We start from the raw sequence: 20,498 nt of genomic DNA on the forward strand, positions 1-20,498 counted from the left end.
GGCTACGGGGTTGCAGCCGGTTGTTTGAATTCAGTTGAACAGGTTTCTCAGAATGACTTCGGTCTCCGCCGCGGCGGCGATACGCTGCAGACGCCGGATGCTGACATTGGTGCAGGGCACGTCGTTGTCCAGATAGTCCACCCGAAGCTTGTCGGCTTCCAGTATGGCCCGCTGCGCAAGTCCCTTGAGGGCACTCACCGTTTTGTCAGTTTCGTAGCGGGTTGCCGGAATGAAACGGTTCGAATCCCCTGTAATGTACTTTTTCATAACCTGAGCCTTCTCCAGATTAACCATCTCCTGAGCGTACCTGAACGCTCCTGAACGTTCCGTATTTCCATCTGTGTATCAGTCAGGGGCCGTGCGATGGGAGTTCCACCCGATGGCCAACTGATCACAGATTTGAGAACAGTTTCCATAGAGTAATGATTATCATCCGCAATATCCAGTTTTGTTTTAAAGCCATGATGGCGCCGCAGAGTTGTATTTTTTCTGTACTACACCATATAATGCGAGTGATTATCATTTGCTGTTCAGCCGATCTGCCGTTTTGCAGGAGTGCATCGTGTCTGGTACCCCATCCGCCGAGTCTGTCGTTCTACATACGTGGTACAACAACCACCATTACTGGCTGCTGAATGTAATCCGTCGCCGTGTCGGCTGTGTCACCACCGCCGAGGACCTTGCCCACGACGTGTTCGTGCGCCTGATGGGGAAAACCCTGCCGGCCCCGCTGCTGGAGCCGCGGGCCTACCTGGCGCGGGTAGCCCATGGCCTGGTGGTGGACCGGCAACGGCGCCAGAGGGTGGAACAGGCCTGGTTGGCGTCCCTCTCGGTGCTGAGCGAACAAGAGGCGCCCTCCCCGGAATCCCAGGTAATCATTATCGACACCCTGACCCGCATCGACGCCCTGCTCCACCAGCTTGCCCCCCGACCCCGGCAGGTATTTCTGATGTCCCGCTTGGAGGGCATTGCCTATCAGGACATTGCCCAGACGCTGGATGTATCCCTCAGCACCGTACAGAAAGACATGGCTCAGGCTCTGCGCCATTGCTACCAAGTATTGATGGGGTGATGCAGTGAGCCTGAATGGAGAATCTTCACTGGCCAAGCCGCTGACGGCCGAGGACTTGCCGGAAGCCGTACTGGAGCAGGCGTTTCACTGGGCGGTGATCATGGGGGACACCCAGGTCACCAGCACTGACCGCAAGGGGTTCCAGGATTGGCTCCACGCGCACCCTCAACACCAGGCGGCCTGGCAACGTATCCAGGTGATTGAACAGGATTTCGCCCTGGTGCGACGTTCTGCCAAACGCAGCAGCGTCACGTTAAAGCGATTGAAACACCTGCGTCGAGAACGCCGCCGCCTGAAATTGGGGGCGACCCTGGCCCTTCTGCTGACCATCGGTCTGGGCAGCTGGCTTGGTGGCAAATCCTGGCGTCATGACTACGCGACAGGTGTTGCGGAACAGGCGCTGCTGCGGCTGCCCGGCGGCGCCCTGGTGCACCTGAACGCCAATACCACCCTGGATATCGATCTCACGGCACAGGGACCCCAGCTGTACCTGCACAACGGTGAGATTCTGGTGGAATCCGCCTCTGCAGCGCCTGCGGACAAACCCCGGGTGCATACACGAGAGGCGGTGTTCACACCGGTCGGCACCCGCTTTCTGGTGGATCATGCGCCCGGCAGCAGTGAGCTGGCCGTCACCGACGGTAAGGTGAACATCGAAGCCCAAGGCCACCGCCAGCTCAGCGTGGCCGGAGAACGCTGGCGCGTGGATGAGTCCGGAGTTCACCTGCAAACCGGTGCTGGACTGACCCCCGGAGCCTGGACCGACAACCTGATTGAAGCCAACGACGCCAGGTTGGCGGAAGTGCTGGAGGCATTGGGCCAACACCGGCACGGTTGGATTCACTATCACCAGGACGTGGCAGATCTGCGCATCACTGGCGTCTTTCGGGTGGATGACACGGATTCTGCCCTGGCGTCCCTGGAGCATACGTTACCGATACAGGTGCAGATGGTGACCGACTGGCTGGTGCTCATCCGGCAAAAATAAATTCAATTTTTTTACCGGTTTTCCGGTCTCGTTCGGCATAGAGATAAAACACACCGATTTTCTTTTCCTTGGGGATTCTCTATGCCGCAGTACACTCGTTCCGAACTGGCCCTGCTGGTGCTGGCTTCCGCCCTGACGTTGGGCGGCACCCAGTCCGCTTTGGCCGATACTTCCGCTTCCAGCTCATCCAATTCCAGGTCATCGAGTCCCAGTTCATCCAATCCTGGCCCCGGCCTGCAGGAGATCAATCTGCCGGCAGGGCCACTGGCCACTGCACTGAATACGCTGGCCCGTCAGTCCGGCCTGACGCTGGCGGCCGACCCCAGCCTGTTGGCAGGCCATTCCGTGGCGGCCCTGAGCGGCCATTTCAGTGTACAGCAGGCACTGAACACACTGCTGGCAGGGACCGGATTGCAGGCCCGACAAACTGCGGCCAACAGTTACTCCATTGTGCAGGGAGACCCCGACTCCCTGCCACCGGTGGAGGTCAGTGCCAGCTACATTCCCACTGACCAGTTGCCCGCACCCTATGCCGGTGGCCAGGTGGCCCGGGGCGGCCGTCTGGGTTTGCTGGGTGAAACCGATATCATGGACGCGCCGTTCAGCATCACCAGCTACACCGAACAAACCATCGAAGATCAACAAGCCCGCAGCATCGCGGACGTGCTGGCCAACGAGCCGTCGGTACGCGCCGCCAGCGCCCGCACCAACATCAACGAAGACTTCACCATACGCGGCTTGGCGGTGCCCAGCCAGGATGTGGCCCTGAACGGCATGTACGGGTTGATGCCGTACTTTCGCGTGCCCATTGAAATGGCGGAACGTATCGAAGTACTGAAAGGCCCCAGCGCCCTGCTCAACGGCATGCCCCCCAGCGGGAGTATTGGCGGCAGCGTGAATGTGGTGCCTAAACGGGCCACGGACACGCCGCTCACCCGGCTTACGTTGGAATACCTCTCTGACTCCATCGCTGGCGCCCATGTGGATGTAGGGCGACGCTTTGGCGACAACAATGCCTTCGGCGTGCGCTTCAATGGCATGCTGCGGGGAGGCGACTCCACCGTGGATTATCAGGAGGAGGATGACGAACTCTTCACCTTGGGCCTGGACTATCAGGGTGAACGGCTGCGGGCCAGCGCCGATTTTATCTACCAGCAGCAAGAGACCCAGGGCATGGTGCGACAATTCACCTTAGGCCCCGGTGTCACCGATTTGCCGGATGCCGCCGACGGCAACGTCAACTACCCGGGCAGCTGGACCGACCTGGAGATGGAAGACAGTTCAGGGGTACTGCGCATTGAATACGACATCAACGATAGGGTGACTGTGTATGCCGGTGGCGGCACCCGCAGCAGCAGCATGGATGCCCTGGCCGGTAACCCGATGCTGATTAATAATGACGGCGACTATATGTATGGTCCCGCCTGGCAAATCTTCAATGTGGATTCGGTCTCCTATGAAGCCGGCTTCAACATGGTGTTCAATACCGGCTCGATCAGCCATCAACTGAACCTGGGGGCAACCCGCGTGGACCAGGATGAGGAGATCTTCTTCGACTTCACCAGCTTTGCCCCCGGCACCGGCAACCTGTATGAATCCGATAACAGCCGCAGCGTCAGCACCGCTGGCATGCAAAGCAATACGGTGCCCTGGGAAGACACCACGCTCACCAGTTATGCCCTGGCCGACACGCTGGGCTTTTTTGAAGACCGCCTCAAAGTCACCCTGGGTCTGCGCCACCAACAAGTTGAGCTGCAGAATTACAGCTTTGTCACCGGCGACCCCACCACCGAGCCCTACGACGAATCCGAAGTCACCCCGGTGGTGGGCGTGGTCTACAAGCCCCAGGAAGAGATCTCCCTGTACGCCAATTACATCGAAGGGCTGAGCCCGGGCCCCAGAGCGCCAGTGGGCGTACCTACCGCCAACATTCCGCCATTTGAATCCAAGCAGACGGAAATCGGTGCCAAGGCGGATTGGGGACAGTTCGGCGGCTCCATCGCCCTGTACGAAATCAAGCAGCCCGGCGGAGAACTGGTCGGCACCCTGTTCGTCAGCAACGAGCAGCGCTTACGCGGTACCGAGCTGAGCGTGTTCGGCAATCCGGTGGACAACGTCCGTCTGCTTGGCGGGCTGTCGTGGATCGATTCCGAGTTGACCGAAACCAGCAACGCGGACAACCGTGGCAACCACGCCGTCGGCGTGCCGGAGCTGCAGCTGAATCTGGGCGGCGAATGGGACACGCCGTTCTTCAGCGGATTCACCCTGACAGCGCGGGCCATTTACACCGGCGAACAATATGTAGACCCGGCCAATAACCTGGAAGTGGACCCGTGGACCCGACTGGATCTGGGCGCACGCTATCGCACCCGAATGATGGACAAACCGCTGGTACTGCGCCTGAACCTGGAGAACGCGCTCAACGAAAACTATTGGGGCGTAGCCACCGCAGGTTACCTGCACACCGGCGACGCCCGTACCTTGCTGATGTCCGCCAGCGTGGATTTATGATCACCCAGACCGTAGGAGTTTGAGCATGAACGTCAAGCTGTGGTTTCTGGTCCATAAGTGGACCAGCATTATCTGTACTGCGTTTCTTCTGTTGCTCTGTATCACCGGCCTGCCGCTGATTTTCAGCGAGGAAATCGAGCATGAGCTGGGGGATCAGGTGACAGCCCCACCCATGCCCGAGGACACCCCGCACACCAGTCTGGATCGCGTGGCGGAGGCCGCCAGGGCACAACGCCCGGGGGAGCATATCCGCTTCATGTTCTGGGATAACGACCATCATCCCAATCAAGTGCTGGTGCTGATGGCGGAATCCATGGATGCGCCCCCGGACGCCAATTCCGGGGTGGTGGTGGACTCGCGCACCGCCCTGGTACTGGATGAACCCAAGCTGGATGAAGGCCTGATGTACATACTCTTCAAACTGCATGTGGACCTGTTCGCCGGTTTGCCGGGAATGCTATTTCTGGGCTTTATGGGGTTGTTGTTTGCGGTTGCCGTCATCTCCGGCGTGGTGCTTTATACCCCGTTCATGCGCAAACTGGACTTCGGCACCGTGCGCAAACATCGCAGCACACGGCTGAAGTGGCTGGATCTGCATAATCTGCTGGGCGTGGTGACGCTGGTGTGGGCGCTGGTGGTGGGCGTCACCGGCACCATCAATACCCTGAGCCAGATTGTGGTGGCGATCTGGCAGCAGGATCAGATGGCGGAAATGACCGCCGCCTATCAGGACCTGCCGCCGCCGCAACAGATCGGCTCTGTACAACGGGCCCGGGAAGCCGCCCTGGCTGCGGTACCGGACATGAACCTGAGCCTGATCGCCTGGCCCGGCTCACAGTTCTCCAGCCCCCATCATTACACCGTGTTCCTGCACGGCAACACCCCGGTCACCTCGCGCCTGCTGCAGCCCGCCCTGGTGGACGCCGTAACCGGTGAACTGACCGACACCCGGGAAATGCCCTGGTATGTCAAAACCCTGTTCCTGTCGCAACCGCTGCATTTCGGGGACTACGGCGGCATGCCGTTGAAAATCATCTGGGCCCTGCTCGATATCATCACCATCATTGTCCTCGGCAGTGGACTGTATCTCTGGTTGGGGCGAGGCAGTACCGTCTCCCGTCCCGTGGACGAAATTGAATCCGGTGGTCTGGCAGAAGGAAACATCACATGAACAATACCGTTGGCAGCTCGTCCCAGCGCCGCAGCCTGTGGCAGATTTTCCGCACGCCGTTCTGGGTGGGTGTACTCAGCGCCGTGGGACTGGTGTCGGCGCTCCTGGGAGACGGCTGGATGGACGCCGTCTCCTGGATTGGCCTGGCCATTCCGGTGGTGCTGTGTGCCCGCTATACCTGGGGCAGAACAGACAGCTGAGCTGCTGTCTGCCCCGCGTCCTCCTCTCCATCTGTAACCCCCATTCACCCGCTCGTCGCTCCGCCTAAAAATCGTAATGATTATCATTTGCACAAAGATCTTTAATTCTGTATTGTTGCTAATAATTCTCATTTGCATATAAATCTTCTCGCCTATGTGGACATTTCGACTCACGCTGCGCCCGGTGCGCGGCGCACTGCTGATGTTGTTAATCACCCCCGTTGCCCGGCTGCAGGGGGCAGAGCTGGACCTGATGCTGGATCGGGTCGTGGTGACCGGCACCCGCACTGAACAGATGATGGTGGATTCTCCGGTGCGCACGGAAGTGATCGACCGCCAGGACATTGAGCGTCAACACGCCCGCAATCTGCAGGAAGCCCTGCAGGTGTTGCCGGGGGCCCTGCTCAACAAAATCCACGGCAAAACCGGCTACGAAGTCTGGCTGCAGGGTATCGACAGCAACCGGGTACTGGTGCTGATAGACGGCGAGCCGGTCTCCGCCAGCACCGGTTCCTCGGTGGACCTGTCCCAGATCGGCAGCGTCAACATTGAACGCATTGAAGTGGTCAAGGGTGCCACCTCAGCCCTGTACGGCAGCAACGCCATGGGCGGTGTCATCAACATCATCACTCGCCAATCCGATCAGCCTCTGAGTTATGCCCTGCGCGGCGACCTGGGCAGCTACGGGGATCAGAACATCAACGGCGATCCCTCCAGCCATGCCCAGCGCAGCGCCGCCGGTTATCTGGCAGCCCGGCACGACCTGTGGTACGGCAACCTGAATTTCGACGGCGTGGACAGCGACGGCTTCCAGCCCTACCCCTCCAGCTGGGATCAGCTGGGCCCCACCAGTCAGAAAGGCACCGTTCGGGGCAAACTGGGATTCACCCCAAGCCAGGGCCAGGACCTGTTCCTCGCCGCCGAGCTGTACGACGAGGATACGGAATACCGCTATACCGAACCCAACCCCGGCAATCCGGATTACCGCACCAAGCGGGAACAGGCCACCCGCACCACCTACCGCGCGGGCGGCACCTGGCAGGGGCAGGCGTTCGGGGAGCTGAGTATCAAGCTGTTTTCGGAAACCTTCGAAGACACCACCGAGCAGGACAGCGCCGCCACTGCATTCCTGGAACAACAGCGCGAGGCGGAGCTGGAAACCAACAAGCTGATGTCCCAGTGGACGCTGAACTTAGGCCACAACCATCGCCTTACCAGCGGGCTCGACTATGCTGAAGAATCCCTCAGCCAGTCACGCCTGAAGCGCAGCAGCGCCACCGAGGTCGAGATTGATTCCGAACTGGCTGGCCAGCAACCGCAACGGGATAACCTGGAGCTGTTCCTGCAGGATGAAATCTTCATCGGTGAACGCCTGCGGGTATTGCCCGGCGTACGTTACCAGTCCGACAGCGACTTTGGTGACCACGTCACCCCCAAGATCAACGGCAGCTATGACCTGGGTGCCCTAAACTCGGATCACACCAACATGTTGCGGGTCGGCATCGGCCAGGGTTACCGGGTTCCCAATCTGAAAGAACGCTACTATCTGTTTGATCATTCCGAGCACGGTTATGTGGTCAACGGCAATCCGGAACTGCAGCCGGAATCCTCCGACAGTGTGCAACTGGGTTGGGTCTACGCCACGCCCAACCTGTTCCAGTTTGAGATCAATTTCTACTACAACAAACTCACCGACCTGATCGAAACCGGGTTGGTGGAGCCGGCGTCGGCGGACAATGACTGGATCACCCAATTTGCCTACGTGAATGTGGCGGAAGCGGAGACCCGGGGCGGCGAATTCAGTACCCGCATCACCCCCACGGCCAACACCCGCTTCAATCTGGCCTACACCTATCTGGAAGCCAAGGACCTCACCACCGGCAACGATCTTGGCAAGCGCCCCCGGCATCAGGTGAAGGGCGGCATCGACTACAACCCATGGTCACCCCTCACCCTGAGCCTGTTGGGCCAGTGGCAAAGCGATGCCTGGTATGACCTGGAGAACCAGCACAAATCTCCCGCCTGGAGTCGGTTCGATTTCAAGCTGAACTACCAAATCACCCGCCAGCTGAAACTGTATGGCGGCGTCGACAACCTCACCGACACCCAGCGGGATTTCACCAACAGCTTTGATCTGCGTCCGGATGAAGGGCGTTTTATGTATCTGGGCTTACAACTTGGCAATGACTGACAGGAGCCATCACATGCACAGCGTTTTGCAACCCATTACCCGATATTGTTCCATTCCCCTACTCTGTGCCGGGCTGCTTGGCCTGGGCGGTTGCGGCGGCAGTTCCAGCGGTTCTGACGATGGCGAAACCGAACGGGGCAGCAGCGACCCCGGGGCTCAATACGAAAGCGCCAGCCTGGACGCCAGCGTGGCAACCGCATACACCTATTTCAACCTGGACAGCGGCACCGTCATGGCGCTGACCGACTCCGAAGCAGCGGCCTCCACCGACTGGCACATCGCGTTCAGCCGTTACAACGTAATCCTGAACGGGGGTGACTCCGGCCCCGGCAACGTCAGCGGTGCACTGGCAGCGGCACAAGACGATTTCTACAGCTCAGCGACGGAGCCCAACGCCAGTGTGTTCCTGAATGCCACACCCGACAGCGAGCTGGAACATCTGCTGGCCAGCTATGATCTGGACGCGCTGAGTTTCGCCAGCGATGAAAAGGCCTCCGCCATTCAGGCCAGCGGCGCCCTGTCCGGCACCCAGCTGGATATGGGCTGGTACCTGTACGACTTCACCACTCACGTCATCAGCCTCAACGCGGACAACTGGTGGCTGCTGCGTTCCGCCGAAGGCAACAGTTATGGGCTGTTTCATGCCACCGCCCTCAGTTACGACAGCGTCAACGGTCTGGACGTCACTTTCGAGTTTGATGTGCAGCCCTCGGGCACCGTGCAATTCACCAGCGGCGCCAGCTTCAGCGCCCATATCCCCAGTGCCGGCGGTGAGGCCTGTTTCGATTTTGACAGCGACAGCAGCGTCGACTGTGCCACCGCCAACTGGGATCTGAAACTGGAAATCGCCGGCCGTAACTGGAACCTGTGGACCCACAGCGGCATCACCGCCAACGGCAATGGTGGTGCATTTGGCCCCTTGGCCACCGCCGACGCGGATCTTTACACCTCGGCCACCACCTCCCCGGACGGGCAGGACATCCGCTTCCTGTACAGTGTTGATCGCAGCGCCGGCGTGTTCACCGACAACAGCTGGTATGAGTACAACCTGTCCGGTGCGCACAAGTTGTGGCCCAACTACCGCGTGTACATGATCGACACCGACAACACCTCCGACACCGCCCCAGTCTACGCCCTGCAGATCACCAGCTATTACTCCAACGCGGGCGCCAGCGGTTTCCCCAATATCCGATATCGACAGCAATGAGGGAGCCAGCAATGACCAACACACCCACTACGGTTGCCCAGGCAACCTTGCTCAACCCCGAACAACGTCAACAGCTCAAGGCCCGCTGGGCTAACCTGAAAGCGGAAGCCCCGACCCTGCGCATTCGCAACGCAGCGGAACGTCTGCAGGTGAGCGAAGCGGAATTACTGTGCACGGATCTGGGCAGGAACGTGTTCCGACTGAACCAGAGCTTGCCTTCCCTGCTGGTGGAGTTGGAGGCCGTGGGCCCGGTGCTGGCCCTGTCCCGCAATGAATTGATGGTGCATGAGAAACACGGCCAGTACACGGATTTCAAAATCCGTGGCAACGGGGCCATGGGCATTTGCCTGGGTGCCATTGATCTGCGGGTGTTCCTGAACGAATGGCGTTACGGTTTTTCGGTCACCGAAGCCACCGATTCCGGCACCCGCCAGAGCCTGCAGTTCTTTGATCAGGAAGGCGCTGCCATCCACAAGATTTATAAGACCGCAGCCACCGACAGTGACGCCTGGGACCGGCTGATTGCACGCCACATCAGCAACAATCAGGACTACCAGGTCGCGCCGGAACCCTACCCCACACCGGTGTTTCCGAATTCAGGCAATACCACCACCCAACAGGTGTTGTCGAAGTGGGAAGCACTCAAGGATGTACACCAGTTCCACGGCATGCTGCAACAACTGGGTATCTCCCGCGTTGAAGCCTTACGCCTGGTGGGCCGCCATTACGCACAGCCGCTGCCAGTGGACAGCTTCGAGCAGGCGCTCTGTTACGGCGCTGAACATCAGGTTCCGCTGATGGTGTTCGTCAACAACCGGGGCATCGTGCAGATTCATACCGGTATTCTCAACAAACTGCTGCGCACCGGTCCCTGGTTCAACGTACTGGACCCGGATTTCAATCTGCACGCCAACACGGATGCCATCGACCAGGTGTGGTTGGTGCAGCGGCCCAGCGTGGACGGCATCATCACCTCTCTGGAAGTCTATGATCGCAACGCCCACCTGGTGCTGACCCTGTTTGGTGAACGCAAGCCCGGCCATGGGGAACGGGACGATTGGCGGGCACTGACGGAACAGCTGCGCGCAGCACACACGGGAGCAGCATGATGAAGGTGTGGATGCTGCCACTTTGCCTGTGGGCACTCAGTGTTTTGAGCACAGCGGGCTCAGTCTATGCAGGCGATGAGACCCGGGTCATCAGCATCGACGGTTCCATAACGGAAATTGTCTATGCACTGGGTGCAGCGGATCACCTGGTGGGTGTGGATACCACCAGCCGCTATCCCGCCGCGGCGCAAGCGTTGCCCAATGTGGGCTACATGCGCCAGTTGACGGCGGAAGGCATTCTTTCCCTGCAGCCCTCCCTGGTGATCACCACTGCCGAGGCGGGCCCGGTTGCCGTACTGGAACAACTGGACCAGGCCGGGCTCAGGGTTGAGACCATCACCACCGACAGCAGCATCGCGGGCGTCTATGCAAAGATCCGGCGGGTGGCCCAGTTGTTGGTAGTGCAAGAGCGAGGGGAAGAACTGATCGGTAGGTTGCAGAGCAACATTCAAACCCTGCAGGCGCAGCTGCACGACCGACGCGGGCAGGCACCGCCCAAGGTGATGTTCCTGTTGGCAGCGGGCAATCACGGCGTCATGCTGGCCGGCAAGAACACTCATGCTGACGCCATGATCCAGGTGATGGGCGGCGTCAACGTGGTCAGCGACTTCAACAGTTACAAGCCGCTGACACCGGAAGGCGGTCTGCAGACTTTGCCGGACATCATCGTGGTGGCGGACACCGGCAGCGGCGGCCAGGCTCCCGCCAGCGAGCGCGTGCTGGAGCAATTCCAGTTGCTGCAACACACACCGGCGGCCCGTCAGAAACGGGTGATCACCGCCGACAGCATGTTGTTGCTGGGCTTCGGCCCCCGCATCGACCAGGCCATCGAAGCTATGGCACCGGCGTTTTATGTATCGCGTTAATCCGATCGCCCTCTGGGGAATATTCGCCGTAGCACTGGTGGTGGCCTGTGCCTGGTCGCTGGTGACCGGCGCCCTGCACATTCCCAGCCGCGAGCTGGTTGCCGTGCTCAAGCAAGGGTTGGGATTCAGTGCCGCTGAACCGGTGCCCCTGCACCTGGAGATTACCCTGCTGCAGATCCGCCTGCCCCGCCTGGTGATGGCGCTGCTGGTGGGCGCGGCCCTGGCCCTCTCCGGGGCGGCTATTCAAGGCCTGTTCCGCAACCCACTGGCGGACCCGGGCCTGATCGGGGTGTCCAGTGGTGCGGCGTTGGGCGCCGTGTCCATCATAGTTCTGGGCGACACCTTGTTCAGCAGTTGGGTCTGGTTGAGCGGGCGCTGGGCGCTGCCGATCGCAGCTTTCGTCGCCAGCCTGATCACCACTCTGGTGATTTACCGCATCGCCACCCGCAGCGGTTACACCCAGGTCGCCACCCTGTTGCTGGCCGGCATAGCCATCAACGCCATCGCCGGTGCCGCCACCGGTTTGCTCACCTTCATCGCCGACGACAGCGAGCTGCGCAGCATCACGTTCTGGTCCATGGGCAGCCTGACCCAATCCAGCTGGCAGGACGTGGCTGCCATGCTGCCGTTCATCCTGATACCGCTGTTGTTATTGCCGCTGTTTGCACCGGCCCTGAATGGATTCCTGATGGGGGAAGCGGTGGCCGAACACCTGGGCTTTCCCATTCGCTGGGTGAAGCGCTGTATCATTTTGCTCACCGCCATGGCCGTGGGCGCCGCCGTTGCGTTCTCCGGCGTGATCGGTTTTCTGGGATTGGTGGTGCCCCATCTGCTGCGGCTGGTGATCGGCCCGGATCATCGTCTGCTGCTGCCGGCGTCTGCACTCTGTGGCGCCTTGCTGTTGACCGTGGCGGACATGTTTGCCCGCACCGTGGTGGCGCCGGCGGAACTGCCCATCGGTTTGATCATGGCCATCATTGGCGGTCCATTCTTTTTGGCCCTGTTGCTGAGCCCGGCACTGAAACCCGGAGGGGTCGCCTGATGCTGCGCACGGAAAACCTGCGAATTTCCCTCACCAACAAACGCATCACCGATAAACGAACCACCACGCCCCATCTGGTGGAGAACGTCAGCCTGGCATTCAACCCCGGTGAGCTCACGTTGATTCTGGGGGCCAATGGCGCGGGCAAAAGTACCTTACTGAACGCGCTGGCCGGCACCCGGGTGCGCCACCCCGCCTTGCAGCAACAGGGGCGCGTTACCCTGGATAACCAGGACCTGGCACAGTTCCCCGCCAAAGCGCTGGCCCGGCGACGGGCCGTCATGCCGCAACAGGTGCAACTGGATTTTCCCTTCAAGGTCCACGAGGTGATCGCCATGGGCCGTTCCCCTTACGGCATGGATAGCCAGAGCCAACGCATCACTGACCAGGCCATGGCGCTGCTGGAAGTCGACCACCTTCAGCACCGCGACTACCCCAGCCTGTCCGGCGGCGAACAACAACGGGTGCAACTGGCCCGGGTACTGGCGCAGATCTGGCCTCACGGGGACAAGCCACGACCGCAGGCGGATCATGAAGCCGGGCACACCAAACGCCATCGCGTGCTACTGCTGGACGAGTGTACCTCCGCGTTGGACCCGGCCCACCAGCACCAGGTGTTGGACATCATCAAGCAATTCACCACCCCCGATGTCATCAGTTGCGCGGTGTTGCACGATCTGCCCCTGGCGGCCCGTTACGGTGATCGTGTGATCCTGATGAAACAGGGCAGGGTCATTGCCGACGGTACGCCCCGTCAGGTCCTTACCGCTGACAATCTGGCCGCCACGTACGACCTGCGTACCCGGATACTGCAACACCAGGAGGTGGATCACCCGATCATCGTCGGGCTTGGGCGAGCAACCCATCGCGGGCTTCCGTAATCTCCACAAATCGTTGCTGACTGCCGCCCACATCCGGATGGGCCTTCTGCGCGAGCCGACGATACGCCAGCTTGATCTGGGTAATGGCCAGCTCCCCCTCCACTGGTAAGCCCAGCAACGCCCGGTGCTGTTTGTCGCGACTCAGTGACGAGTGCTTCTGTTGCGGCTGTCCCGTTTGCTGCTGATGGCCGCGGCGCGTGTTAAAACGGGCAAACGCCTCGGCGACCCGTTCCTGATATTCGTGGCGATTAATACGCGCCTGGCGCCGCAGCTCCGCCTGTTCCCGTTGCCAGCGTTGTAACGACATCACCACACAGGCCTCGAACCGGATACAGCCGCTGGCTTCCAGATCATCCAGGCTGAACGGTCCCACCATGTCATAGGGCTCCTCCAGCCAGGCCTGGCGACCGCAAGCGCGGGTCTCAACCTCACCGATGAACACAATATCGCGCAACCCCAGGGTCAGGTTCCAGATAACCCACGATGGTTCGGCAGCAGCCCGGTTGTCGTGCATGTCAAAACTCATATTGCAGTGGCAGATCATTACGTGGGAGCAAAATATATACCAGCCATCGAGTTCGACGACTGCTCGCCTGACCAGCCCATGGGCCGGCATCGAAGGAGCAGCACAGGAGCATTGAAACGACAACTCAGCAACCACACGGCGTCGAGGAAGGCACCGTTCTGTCGGGTTTCCGACAGGGTGTTGTCCCGGCGATAGACTTTGGTAGGGTGTCTCCACGCCGCGGATCAATGCTATTCTGCAACGGACTCCGGGTTTGAAAAAACACCATACAAAGCCCTTTAACGAATCCTTTTTTGACAGGTACACAGGCCACGCACTATGACCCAGGCGACCCCCACCTACCAGCAGGAATACCATGCATCCATTGACCAGCCGGAAGCCTTCTGGCGCAGCAAAGCCGCCCAGTTGAATTGGTTCAAAGCCCCGGAGTGTATACTGTCCACCGACGACAACGGCATTCAGCGCTGGTTTGCCGACGGTGAAATGAACACCGCCTTCATGGCCCTGGACCACCACCTGTCCCAGGGCCGCGGCCAGCAGACCGCGTTAATTTATGATTCCCCGGTTACCGGCAGCAAACGCACCTATACCTATCAACAACTCACCGACGCCGTGGCCCTGTTTGCCGGTGCACTGCAAAACCAAGGGGTGACCAAAGGTGACCGGGTGGTGATTTACATGCCCATGGTGCCGGAAGCCGCCATTGCCATGCTGGCCTGCGCCCGCCTGGGGGCCATTCATTCGGTGGTATTCGGTGGCTTTGCGCCTCACGAACTGGCCGTGCGCATTGACGATGCCACCCCCAAAGTGATTGTCAGCGCCTCCTGCGGCATTGAGGTGGGCAAAGTCATCGCATACAAACCCATGCTGGATGAAGCCATCCGCCAGGCCCAACACAAACCCGAGCGCTGCATCGTACTGCAACGGCCCCAGGCCCAGGCCCCGTTAAGCGCAGGTCGCGACCTGGACTGGCAGGAGGCGGTGTCGGCCGCCACCCGCGCCGACTGTGTGCCGGTAAAGGGCACCGACCCGCTCTACATCCTCTACACCTCGGGCACCACTGGCAAACCCAAAGGCGTGGTGCGGGACAACGGCGGCCACGCGGTGGCCCTCCACTATTCCATGAAAGCGGTGTACAACATGAACCCGGGCGACGTGTTCTGGGCGGCATCGGACGTGGGCTGGGTGGTGGGTCACTCTTATATTGTTTACGGCCCACTGCTGGCAGGCTGCACCACCATCATGTACGAAGGCAAACCGGTGAAAACGCCGGACGCCGGCGCCTTCTGGCGGGTGGCCAGTGAATACAAAGCCAAGGCCCTCTTTGCCGCGCCCACGGCATTCCGAGCCATCAAGAAAGAAGATCCGGATGCCCGCCTGCTGGGGGACTACGACCTGTCGTCCCTGGAAACCATCTTCATGGCCGGGGAACGGCTGGACCCACCCACCTACGACTGGACCCGCTCGAAAACCGGCAAACCGGTGATCGACCACTGGTGGCAAACGGAAACCGGCTGGGCCATCTGCGGCAACCTGATGGGGATCGAAGCCAAACCCACCAAACCGGGCTCGTCCACCCTGCCCTCCCCCGGCTTTGACGTGCAGATTCTGGACGATGCCGGCCATCCACTGCCGCCGGGACAACAGGGTGCCATCGCCATCAAATTGCCCCTGCCCCCCAGCTGCCTGCCTACCATCTGGAACAACTTTCCGCGCTTTCAGGCGGGCTACCTGAACAGCTTCCCCGGCTATTACTGCTCCGGCGACGGCGGCTACAAAGATGAGGACGGCTACGTGTTCATCATGGGCCGCACCGACGATGTGATCAATGTGGCCGGCCACCGCCTCTCCACCGGAGAGATGGAGGAAATCATCGCCGCCCACACCGCTGTAGCCGAGTGCGCGGTGATTGGCATCCAAGACGAATTAAAGGGCCAGGTGCCGGTGGGTCTGGTGCTGTTGAAAGACGGCGCCGACATCGACGAGGCCCAACTGCAAACGGAACTGGTGGCCATGGTGCGCCAGGAGATCGGCCCCATCGCCTGTTTCCAGAAAGCCATGATTGCCCAACGCTTGCCGAAAACCCGTTCCGGAAAAATCCTGCGCAAACTGCTGCGACAAATTGCCGATGGTGAGGAATATTCCATACCCTCCACCATTGATGATCCCGGCAGTGTGGAGGAGATGGTGGCGCTACTGCGGTAGTAGGCAGTTGGGTGACCAAGAGCCGGGTGACCACGAGTTGGGTAATCTAGGCAATCACCCGCAAACCGTCACCGGAATAACATATTCCCGCTTTAGGATTGGTGGCCAATTGACCAACCACTAGGCATCAATCCCATGAACAATACAAAAATGATTCTCGCCGGCGCCCTGCTGGCGTCCTGTTCCGCGGTTTCCAATGTTCAGGCTGATAACATCGTGCTCACCAACGATGACGGCCTCACCAGCAACATCAAAGCCCTCTACACGGCATTGAAAGCGGCCGGACATGACGTCATTGTCTCCGCCCCCTGTTCCGGTCAGAGCGGAATGGGCGCTGCAGTGAAATATCTGCGCCCAATCACACCACTCACGCAACCCTGCCTGAATAACGCCGCCGCCCCCGGTGCTCCCGGTGCCGGCCCCGTCACCAAAACCGAAGCGGATTTCGACTACAGCGATTTTTATTATGTAGAAGGCACCCCGGTAATGGCGCTGGCCTATGGACTGGATGTCCTGGCCCAGGAACGCTGGGGCAGCGCGCCGGATCTAGTGCTTTCCGGCCCTAACGAAGGCCAGAACGTGGGCAAAATCGTCAACGGCTCCGGCACCGTCAGCAACGCACAGTTCGCTGCAGGACGCGGCATTCCCGCCATCGCGCTCAGCGCCGGTTCCAATACCGCCGGAGCAGAGGACGAAGCAGGCAACCACAGTGATAACCCGCTGTCCGTCACCGTCGCCGAACTGTCGCTGCATCTGATCGAACAATTGCAGGCGAAGGCCGACCGCAAGTCATTGCTGCCCGAAGGTGTTGCCCTGAATGTGAATTTCCCGGACACCTTCAGTGCAGAGACCCGCTGGGAGTTTTCGCGCCATGGCAGCTACGACCGCTACGACGTGAAGTTTGTGGCCGACCTGTCCCAGGACCCGGTGGCACAAAGTTACGGCCTGGGCGGCGTACCCTATCCAGGCATCACCATTGGCTTCAATGCCGAAGAGCCCACCCGCAAGCAATTGAAAGACGAATCCGTGGTGATCAGTGATGGCAACATCGCCGTCACACCCATGCAAGTGGGATTCGACGCCAGCTTCATCGAGCGCGCCGTAACCCATCAACGGCTGCGGGGTCTGTTAAGCCGTTAGTCCGCCATTGCACCATTTGCCACTTCTCCGTCCGCTGCAGCATCCGTTGGCTGCAGCGGCAGGTTTCACACTCCATTAACCATTCTGCCATACGCCTGTTGCATTAATCGCCAATCCTAAAGCCCAACCCCATCACACACCAGACAACAATCGGGAGTTAACCATGACCTCTGCCATCAAAGCATGGGCGGTATGCGGGCTGTTAGCCGCTGCTGTGCCAGTGGCGGCCTCCGCCAAGCATGACCATGAACCGAAAGCGAAAGCGCGTCCCCTGACCGTGAACATCCTGCACATGAACGACCACCACTCCCATCTGGCGGCGGACGCGTTCTCTTACGATGCATCGGCCCTGCGCCTGCGCACCACCTTGAGCGACGGTACTGCGCTGAATGAAGTGGAGGTCACCTACGGCGGTTTCCCCATGCTGGTGGATACCTTTCAGCGGCTGGAAACCGTGCTCCGCAACCCCATTAAAATTCACGCGGGCGACGCCGTGACCGGCACCCTGTATTACAGCCTGTTCAAGGGTGAAGCCGACGCCGCGGTGATGAACGAAATCTGTTTCGACGCCTTTGCCCTGGGCAACCACGAGTTTGACGACGGCGATAGCGGCCTGGCGGGTTTTCTGGATCACCTGAACGCCGGTCCGTGCCAGACGCCGGTGCTGGCCGCCAACGTGGTGCCGGCTGCCACCTCCGCCGTGCGTGAAGGCTACCTTCAGCCCTATACGCTCATGCAGGTGGAAGGCCAGCCGGTGGGCATCATCGGCATCGACATCGCGGGCAAGACCAAACATTCCTCGCAGCCGGACGCGGGCACCGAATTCCTCGATGAGCTGACCACCGCCCAGTATTACATTGATGAGCTGACCGCCCAGGGCGTGAACAAGATCATTCTGGTGACCCATTACCAGTACCAGAACGACATTGCCCTGGCGCAAAAGCTGCGCGGGGTGGATGTGATCGTGGGTGGCGACTCCCACAGCCTGCTGGGGGACAACACTTTGGCAGACCTGGGCTTTCCGGTGGTGGGTGAGTACCCCACCCGGGTCACCGACCTGGATGGCAATCCGGTGTGCATCGTGCAAGCCTGGGAATACGCCCATGTCATGGGTCGCCTGCAGGTCAACTTCGATCGCAAGGGCAAGGTATCCAGCTGTCACGGCAACCCGCTAATGCCCATCAAGAACGAGTATGTGTACGCAGACAGCGATGGCAGCGAGAAGACCCTGGGCGGGTTCGACAAGTGGAAAGTGGCGCTGTCCCTGGCCCTGAATCCGGAAATCACCTTGAGCCGCGAAGACGCCAATACCCTGGCGCTGCTGGACGGCTTCAATGAGCAGGTGTCGGTACTGGAGCAAACCGAAATCGGTACGGTAACCGACGATCTGTGCCTGGTGCGCTGGCCCGGTGAAGCCCGCTCTGCCATTTGCTCCCCTGCGGACACCTACGCCAACGGCAGCGACATCTCCAACATCGTGGCCAAGGCTTTCCTCACGGTAACCCCCACTGCGGACTTCGCCATCCAGAACGCGGGCGGTGTGCGGGTGGATGTGGCTGCCGGCCCATACACCATCGCCGATGCCTTCACCCTGTTGCCGTTCTCCAACACCCTGGTGACCCTGGAGATGACCGGCCAGCAGATCAAGAGCGTGCTGGAAGACGCGCTGTCGAACACACTGGATGACGGCGGCTCCACCGGCTCCTACCCTTATGCCTCCGGCCTGCGTTATCACGTGGACGCCTCCCAGAGTGAAGGCAATCGCATCAGCAATGTGGAAATCAATGCCCGCCTGGCAGGCAGCTGGAGCGCCATTGATCCGGCCGCCACCTACACCGTGGTCACCAACGATTTCATCGCCTCCGGTCAGGATGGATACGACACCTTCGGCGTGATCTTCGATGCGGGCCTGTTTGAAGACACCTTCACCGAGTACGCCCAGGGCTTCATCAAGTATGCAGAAGCACTCACCGATGCCGGCGCCAGCATCAGCAAGTTGCCGTTGGAAGAATACAGCACCCAGAAGTACATCGGGCGCGACGGCTGTGATCACTCAGCCCAAACGGATTGCGTTGGCTTTTAAGCCGACAACACAGAGGAGAGCATCATGACCCAGCAACATGATCCCAAACGTCGGCAGTTTATTCGCCGCAGCTCCACCGGCATGGCGGCACTGGCCATCGGCAGCAGCCTGGTCAGCATGTCACGTCCGTTGCAGGCCCAGTCCCTGGCCCAACTGGGAGAGCTGCAATCCGCCAACAGTCTGGGCATTCGTCTGCCGGCCGGCTTTTCGGCGCGCATTGTCGCCAGTGCCGGCCAACGCCTGGCCAAAGACCGCTGGTGGCGCCGCACCCAGTATCGCTGGCACACCTATCCGGACGGCGGTGCCACCTTCGCCACACCGGACGGTGGCTGGATTTACGTTTCCAACAGCGAAACCATCAGCCTGCTGGGCGGTGGCACCTCCGCTGTGCGCTTTGATGCCAACGGTGTGGTGGTGGATGCCTACCGCATCCTGGGCGGCACCAACGTCAACTGCGCCGGTGGCCTCACTCACTGGAACACCTGGTTATCCTGCGAAGAGATCGACTTCGGCCGGGTCTTTGAGTGTGATCCCTATGGCCAGCACAGCGCGGTGGTGCGCCCTGCCCTGGGCTACTTCAAACACGAAGCGGTGGCGGTGGACCCCAATCTGGGATTCCTCTACCTGACCGAAGATGAAGGGGATGGTCGCCTGTATCGCTTTGTGCCGGACGGCCTGAACGCCCAAGGCAACCTGAATCTGGATGCGGGCACCTTGCAGGTGGCAGCGGTGGAAGACAACGGTATGCCCGGGGGCTATGTCAGCTGGATCGACCTGCCCAACCCCACCCCCAACCTGTTGCAAACGCCCACCCGCGAGCAGGTTCCGGAGAGTACCGCATTCCGTGGCGGCGAAGGCATCTGGTACAGCGACGGTGCCGTGTACTTCACCACCAAAGGCGACAACCGGGTCTGGAAACTGGATACCCACCTCAATCACCTGGAAGTGGTGTATGATGCCGCCACCGCCGCCAATCCGATCCTCACCGGGGTGGACAACATCACGGTCTCCTCCGGAGGCGACCTGCTGGTGGCCGAAGACGGGGGTGACATGCAGATCGTGGTGATCGACAGTGACGGCAATGTTGCACCGCTGATGCAGATCGAAGGCCAGGACGGCTCCGAAATCACCGGGCCGGCCTTCAGCCCGGACGGCAGCCGTTTGTATTTCAGTTCCCAGCGGGGTTGTGCCCTGTTCGGCGGCGGCAATGGGTTCGGCATCACCTACGAAATCAGCGGTCCATTTGGCGATTACATGTCGCTCTGATCTCGCTCACCGGGACCGCTCTGCCGCAATCCGCCTAACA

At 60.4% G+C, this 20,498-nt stretch carries 17 protein-coding genes; 15 read left to right on the forward strand and 2 right to left on the reverse strand.

The window, feature by feature from the left end; translation table 11 throughout:
• Nucleotides 1-30 precede the first annotated feature (30 nt).
• Nucleotides 31-267 carry a hypothetical protein gene (locus D9N14_RS06615; protein WP_290578243.1) on the reverse strand — a complete coding sequence of 79 codons (237 nt, stop codon included), beginning with the start codon at nt 265-267 and terminating at the stop codon, nt 31-33.
• A gap of 295 nt (nt 268-562) precedes the next feature.
• Between D9N14_RS06615 and D9N14_RS06620 the strand changes: the two genes are divergently transcribed.
• The 11 genes from D9N14_RS06620 to D9N14_RS06670 all read left to right on the forward strand — a co-directional run bounded on the left by D9N14_RS06620 (nt 563) and on the right by D9N14_RS06670 (nt 13,238).
• On the forward strand, nt 563-1,072 hold the full coding sequence (locus D9N14_RS06620) for a sigma-70 family RNA polymerase sigma factor (protein ID WP_290578245.1): 510 nt from the start codon (nt 563-565) through the stop codon (nt 1,070-1,072).
• A 4-nt stretch (nt 1,073-1,076) separates the two neighbouring features.
• Nucleotides 1,077-2,060: a FecR family protein gene (locus D9N14_RS06625; protein ID WP_290578247.1), complete on the forward strand. Its 984-nt coding sequence runs from the start codon at nt 1,077-1,079 to the stop codon at nt 2,058-2,060.
• 81 nt (nt 2,061-2,141) lie between these two features.
• Nucleotides 2,142-4,571, forward strand: coding sequence for a TonB-dependent receptor (locus D9N14_RS06630; RefSeq protein ID WP_290578249.1), 2,430 nt, complete (start codon nt 2,142-2,144; stop codon nt 4,569-4,571).
• A gap of 25 nt (nt 4,572-4,596) precedes the next feature.
• Nucleotides 4,597-5,742, forward strand: coding sequence for a PepSY-associated TM helix domain-containing protein (locus tag D9N14_RS06635; RefSeq protein ID WP_290578251.1), 1,146 nt, complete (start codon nt 4,597-4,599; stop codon nt 5,740-5,742).
• Nucleotides 5,739-5,942, forward strand: a complete 204-nt coding sequence (locus D9N14_RS06640) for a hypothetical protein (protein WP_290578253.1) — start codon at nt 5,739-5,741, stop codon at nt 5,940-5,942. Before D9N14_RS06635 ends, D9N14_RS06640 begins: the two co-directional genes overlap by 4 nt.
• Before the next feature lie 154 nt (nt 5,943-6,096).
• A complete protein-coding gene (locus tag D9N14_RS06645) occupies nt 6,097-8,133 on the forward strand; it encodes a TonB-dependent receptor plug domain-containing protein (RefSeq protein WP_290578255.1) in 2,037 nt (678 codons plus the stop codon).
• A gap of 13 nt (nt 8,134-8,146) precedes the next feature.
• Entirely contained in the window at nt 8,147-9,340 is a 1,194-nt protein-coding gene (locus tag D9N14_RS06650) for an HmuY family protein (protein ID WP_290578257.1), read from the forward strand.
• Nucleotides 9,341-9,351: 11 nt separating this feature from the next.
• Nucleotides 9,352-10,449, forward strand: coding sequence for a hemin-degrading factor (locus D9N14_RS06655; protein WP_290578259.1), 1,098 nt, complete (start codon nt 9,352-9,354; stop codon nt 10,447-10,449).
• Entirely contained in the window at nt 10,446-11,315 is an 870-nt protein-coding gene (locus D9N14_RS06660; protein ID WP_290578261.1) for a hemin ABC transporter substrate-binding protein, read from the forward strand. Before D9N14_RS06655 ends, D9N14_RS06660 begins: the two co-directional genes overlap by 4 nt.
• The gene (locus D9N14_RS06665; RefSeq protein WP_290578263.1) at nt 11,302-12,357 is read left to right on the forward strand and encodes a FecCD family ABC transporter permease; all 1,056 of its coding nucleotides are present in this window, start codon (nt 11,302-11,304) and stop codon (nt 12,355-12,357) included. The genes D9N14_RS06660 and D9N14_RS06665 overlap by 14 nt, the downstream gene beginning before the upstream one ends.
• Complete coding sequence (locus D9N14_RS06670) at nt 12,357-13,238, forward strand: heme ABC transporter ATP-binding protein (protein ID WP_290578265.1); 882 nt, start codon at nt 12,357-12,359, stop codon at nt 13,236-13,238. The genes D9N14_RS06665 and D9N14_RS06670 overlap by 1 nt, the downstream gene beginning before the upstream one ends.
• Here D9N14_RS06670 and D9N14_RS06675 read toward each other — a convergent pair.
• Nucleotides 13,195-13,752 (reverse strand): J domain-containing protein, encoded by a 558-nt coding sequence (locus tag D9N14_RS06675; RefSeq protein ID WP_290578267.1) that lies wholly within the window; start codon nt 13,750-13,752, stop codon nt 13,195-13,197. The genes D9N14_RS06670 and D9N14_RS06675 overlap by 44 nt on opposite strands.
• 330 nt (nt 13,753-14,082) lie before the next feature.
• On the opposite strand from D9N14_RS06675, the gene D9N14_RS06680 reads away from it, so the two are divergent.
• The 4 genes from D9N14_RS06680 (at nt 14,083) to D9N14_RS06695 (ending at nt 20,458) form a co-directional block, all read left to right on the forward strand.
• On the forward strand, nt 14,083-15,969 hold the full coding sequence (locus D9N14_RS06680) for a propionyl-CoA synthetase (protein WP_290578269.1): 1,887 nt from the start codon (nt 14,083-14,085) through the stop codon (nt 15,967-15,969).
• Nucleotides 15,970-16,104: 135 nt separating this feature from the next.
• Entirely contained in the window at nt 16,105-17,109 is a 1,005-nt protein-coding gene (gene surE / locus D9N14_RS06685) for a 5'/3'-nucleotidase SurE (protein ID WP_290578271.1), read from the forward strand.
• A 163-nt stretch (nt 17,110-17,272) separates the two neighbouring features.
• The gene (gene nadN, locus D9N14_RS06690) at nt 17,273-19,192 is read left to right on the forward strand and encodes an NAD nucleotidase (protein ID WP_290578273.1); all 1,920 of its coding nucleotides are present in this window, start codon (nt 17,273-17,275) and stop codon (nt 19,190-19,192) included.
• A gap of 24 nt (nt 19,193-19,216) precedes the next feature.
• Entirely contained in the window at nt 19,217-20,458 is a 1,242-nt protein-coding gene (locus tag D9N14_RS06695) for an alkaline phosphatase PhoX (protein WP_290578275.1), read from the forward strand.
• Nucleotides 20,459-20,498 lie beyond the last annotated feature (40 nt).

This window comes from Ketobacter sp., assembly GCF_003671495.1.
Lineage (GTDB): Bacteria > Pseudomonadota > Gammaproteobacteria > Pseudomonadales > Ketobacteraceae > Ketobacter.

Excerpts from the sequence above, each read along its gene's own strand:
- D9N14_RS06680 (WP_290578269.1), top strand. The coding sequence starts at position 14,083 with ATGACCCAGGCGACCCCCACCTACCAGCAGGAATACCATGCATCCATT.
- D9N14_RS06630 (WP_290578249.1), top strand. The coding sequence starts at position 2,142 with ATGCCGCAGTACACTCGTTCCGAACTGGCCCTGCTGGTGCTGGCTTCC.
- D9N14_RS06635 (WP_290578251.1), top strand. The coding sequence starts at position 4,597 with ATGAACGTCAAGCTGTGGTTTCTGGTCCATAAGTGGACCAGCATTATC.
- D9N14_RS06650 (WP_290578257.1), top strand. The coding sequence starts at position 8,147 with ATGCACAGCGTTTTGCAACCCATTACCCGATATTGTTCCATTCCCCTA.
- surE (WP_290578271.1), top strand. The coding sequence starts at position 16,105 with ATGAACAATACAAAAATGATTCTCGCCGGCGCCCTGCTGGCGTCCTGT.
- D9N14_RS06695 (WP_290578275.1), top strand. The coding sequence starts at position 19,217 with ATGACCCAGCAACATGATCCCAAACGTCGGCAGTTTATTCGCCGCAGC.
- D9N14_RS06675 (WP_290578267.1), bottom strand. The coding sequence starts at position 13,752 with ATGCACGACAACCGGGCTGCTGCCGAACCATCGTGGGTTATCTGGAAC.
- D9N14_RS06660 (WP_290578261.1), top strand. The coding sequence starts at position 10,446 with ATGATGAAGGTGTGGATGCTGCCACTTTGCCTGTGGGCACTCAGTGTT.
- D9N14_RS06655 (WP_290578259.1), top strand. The coding sequence starts at position 9,352 with ATGACCAACACACCCACTACGGTTGCCCAGGCAACCTTGCTCAACCCC.
- D9N14_RS06645 (WP_290578255.1), top strand. The coding sequence starts at position 6,097 with ATGTGGACATTTCGACTCACGCTGCGCCCGGTGCGCGGCGCACTGCTG.
- D9N14_RS06615 (WP_290578243.1), bottom strand. The coding sequence starts at position 267 with ATGAAAAAGTACATTACAGGGGATTCGAACCGTTTCATTCCGGCAACC.
- D9N14_RS06665 (WP_290578263.1), top strand. The coding sequence starts at position 11,302 with ATGTATCGCGTTAATCCGATCGCCCTCTGGGGAATATTCGCCGTAGCA.
- nadN (WP_290578273.1), top strand. The coding sequence starts at position 17,273 with ATGACCTCTGCCATCAAAGCATGGGCGGTATGCGGGCTGTTAGCCGCT.
- D9N14_RS06670 (WP_290578265.1), top strand. The coding sequence starts at position 12,357 with ATGCTGCGCACGGAAAACCTGCGAATTTCCCTCACCAACAAACGCATC.
- D9N14_RS06640 (WP_290578253.1), top strand. The coding sequence starts at position 5,739 with ATGAACAATACCGTTGGCAGCTCGTCCCAGCGCCGCAGCCTGTGGCAG.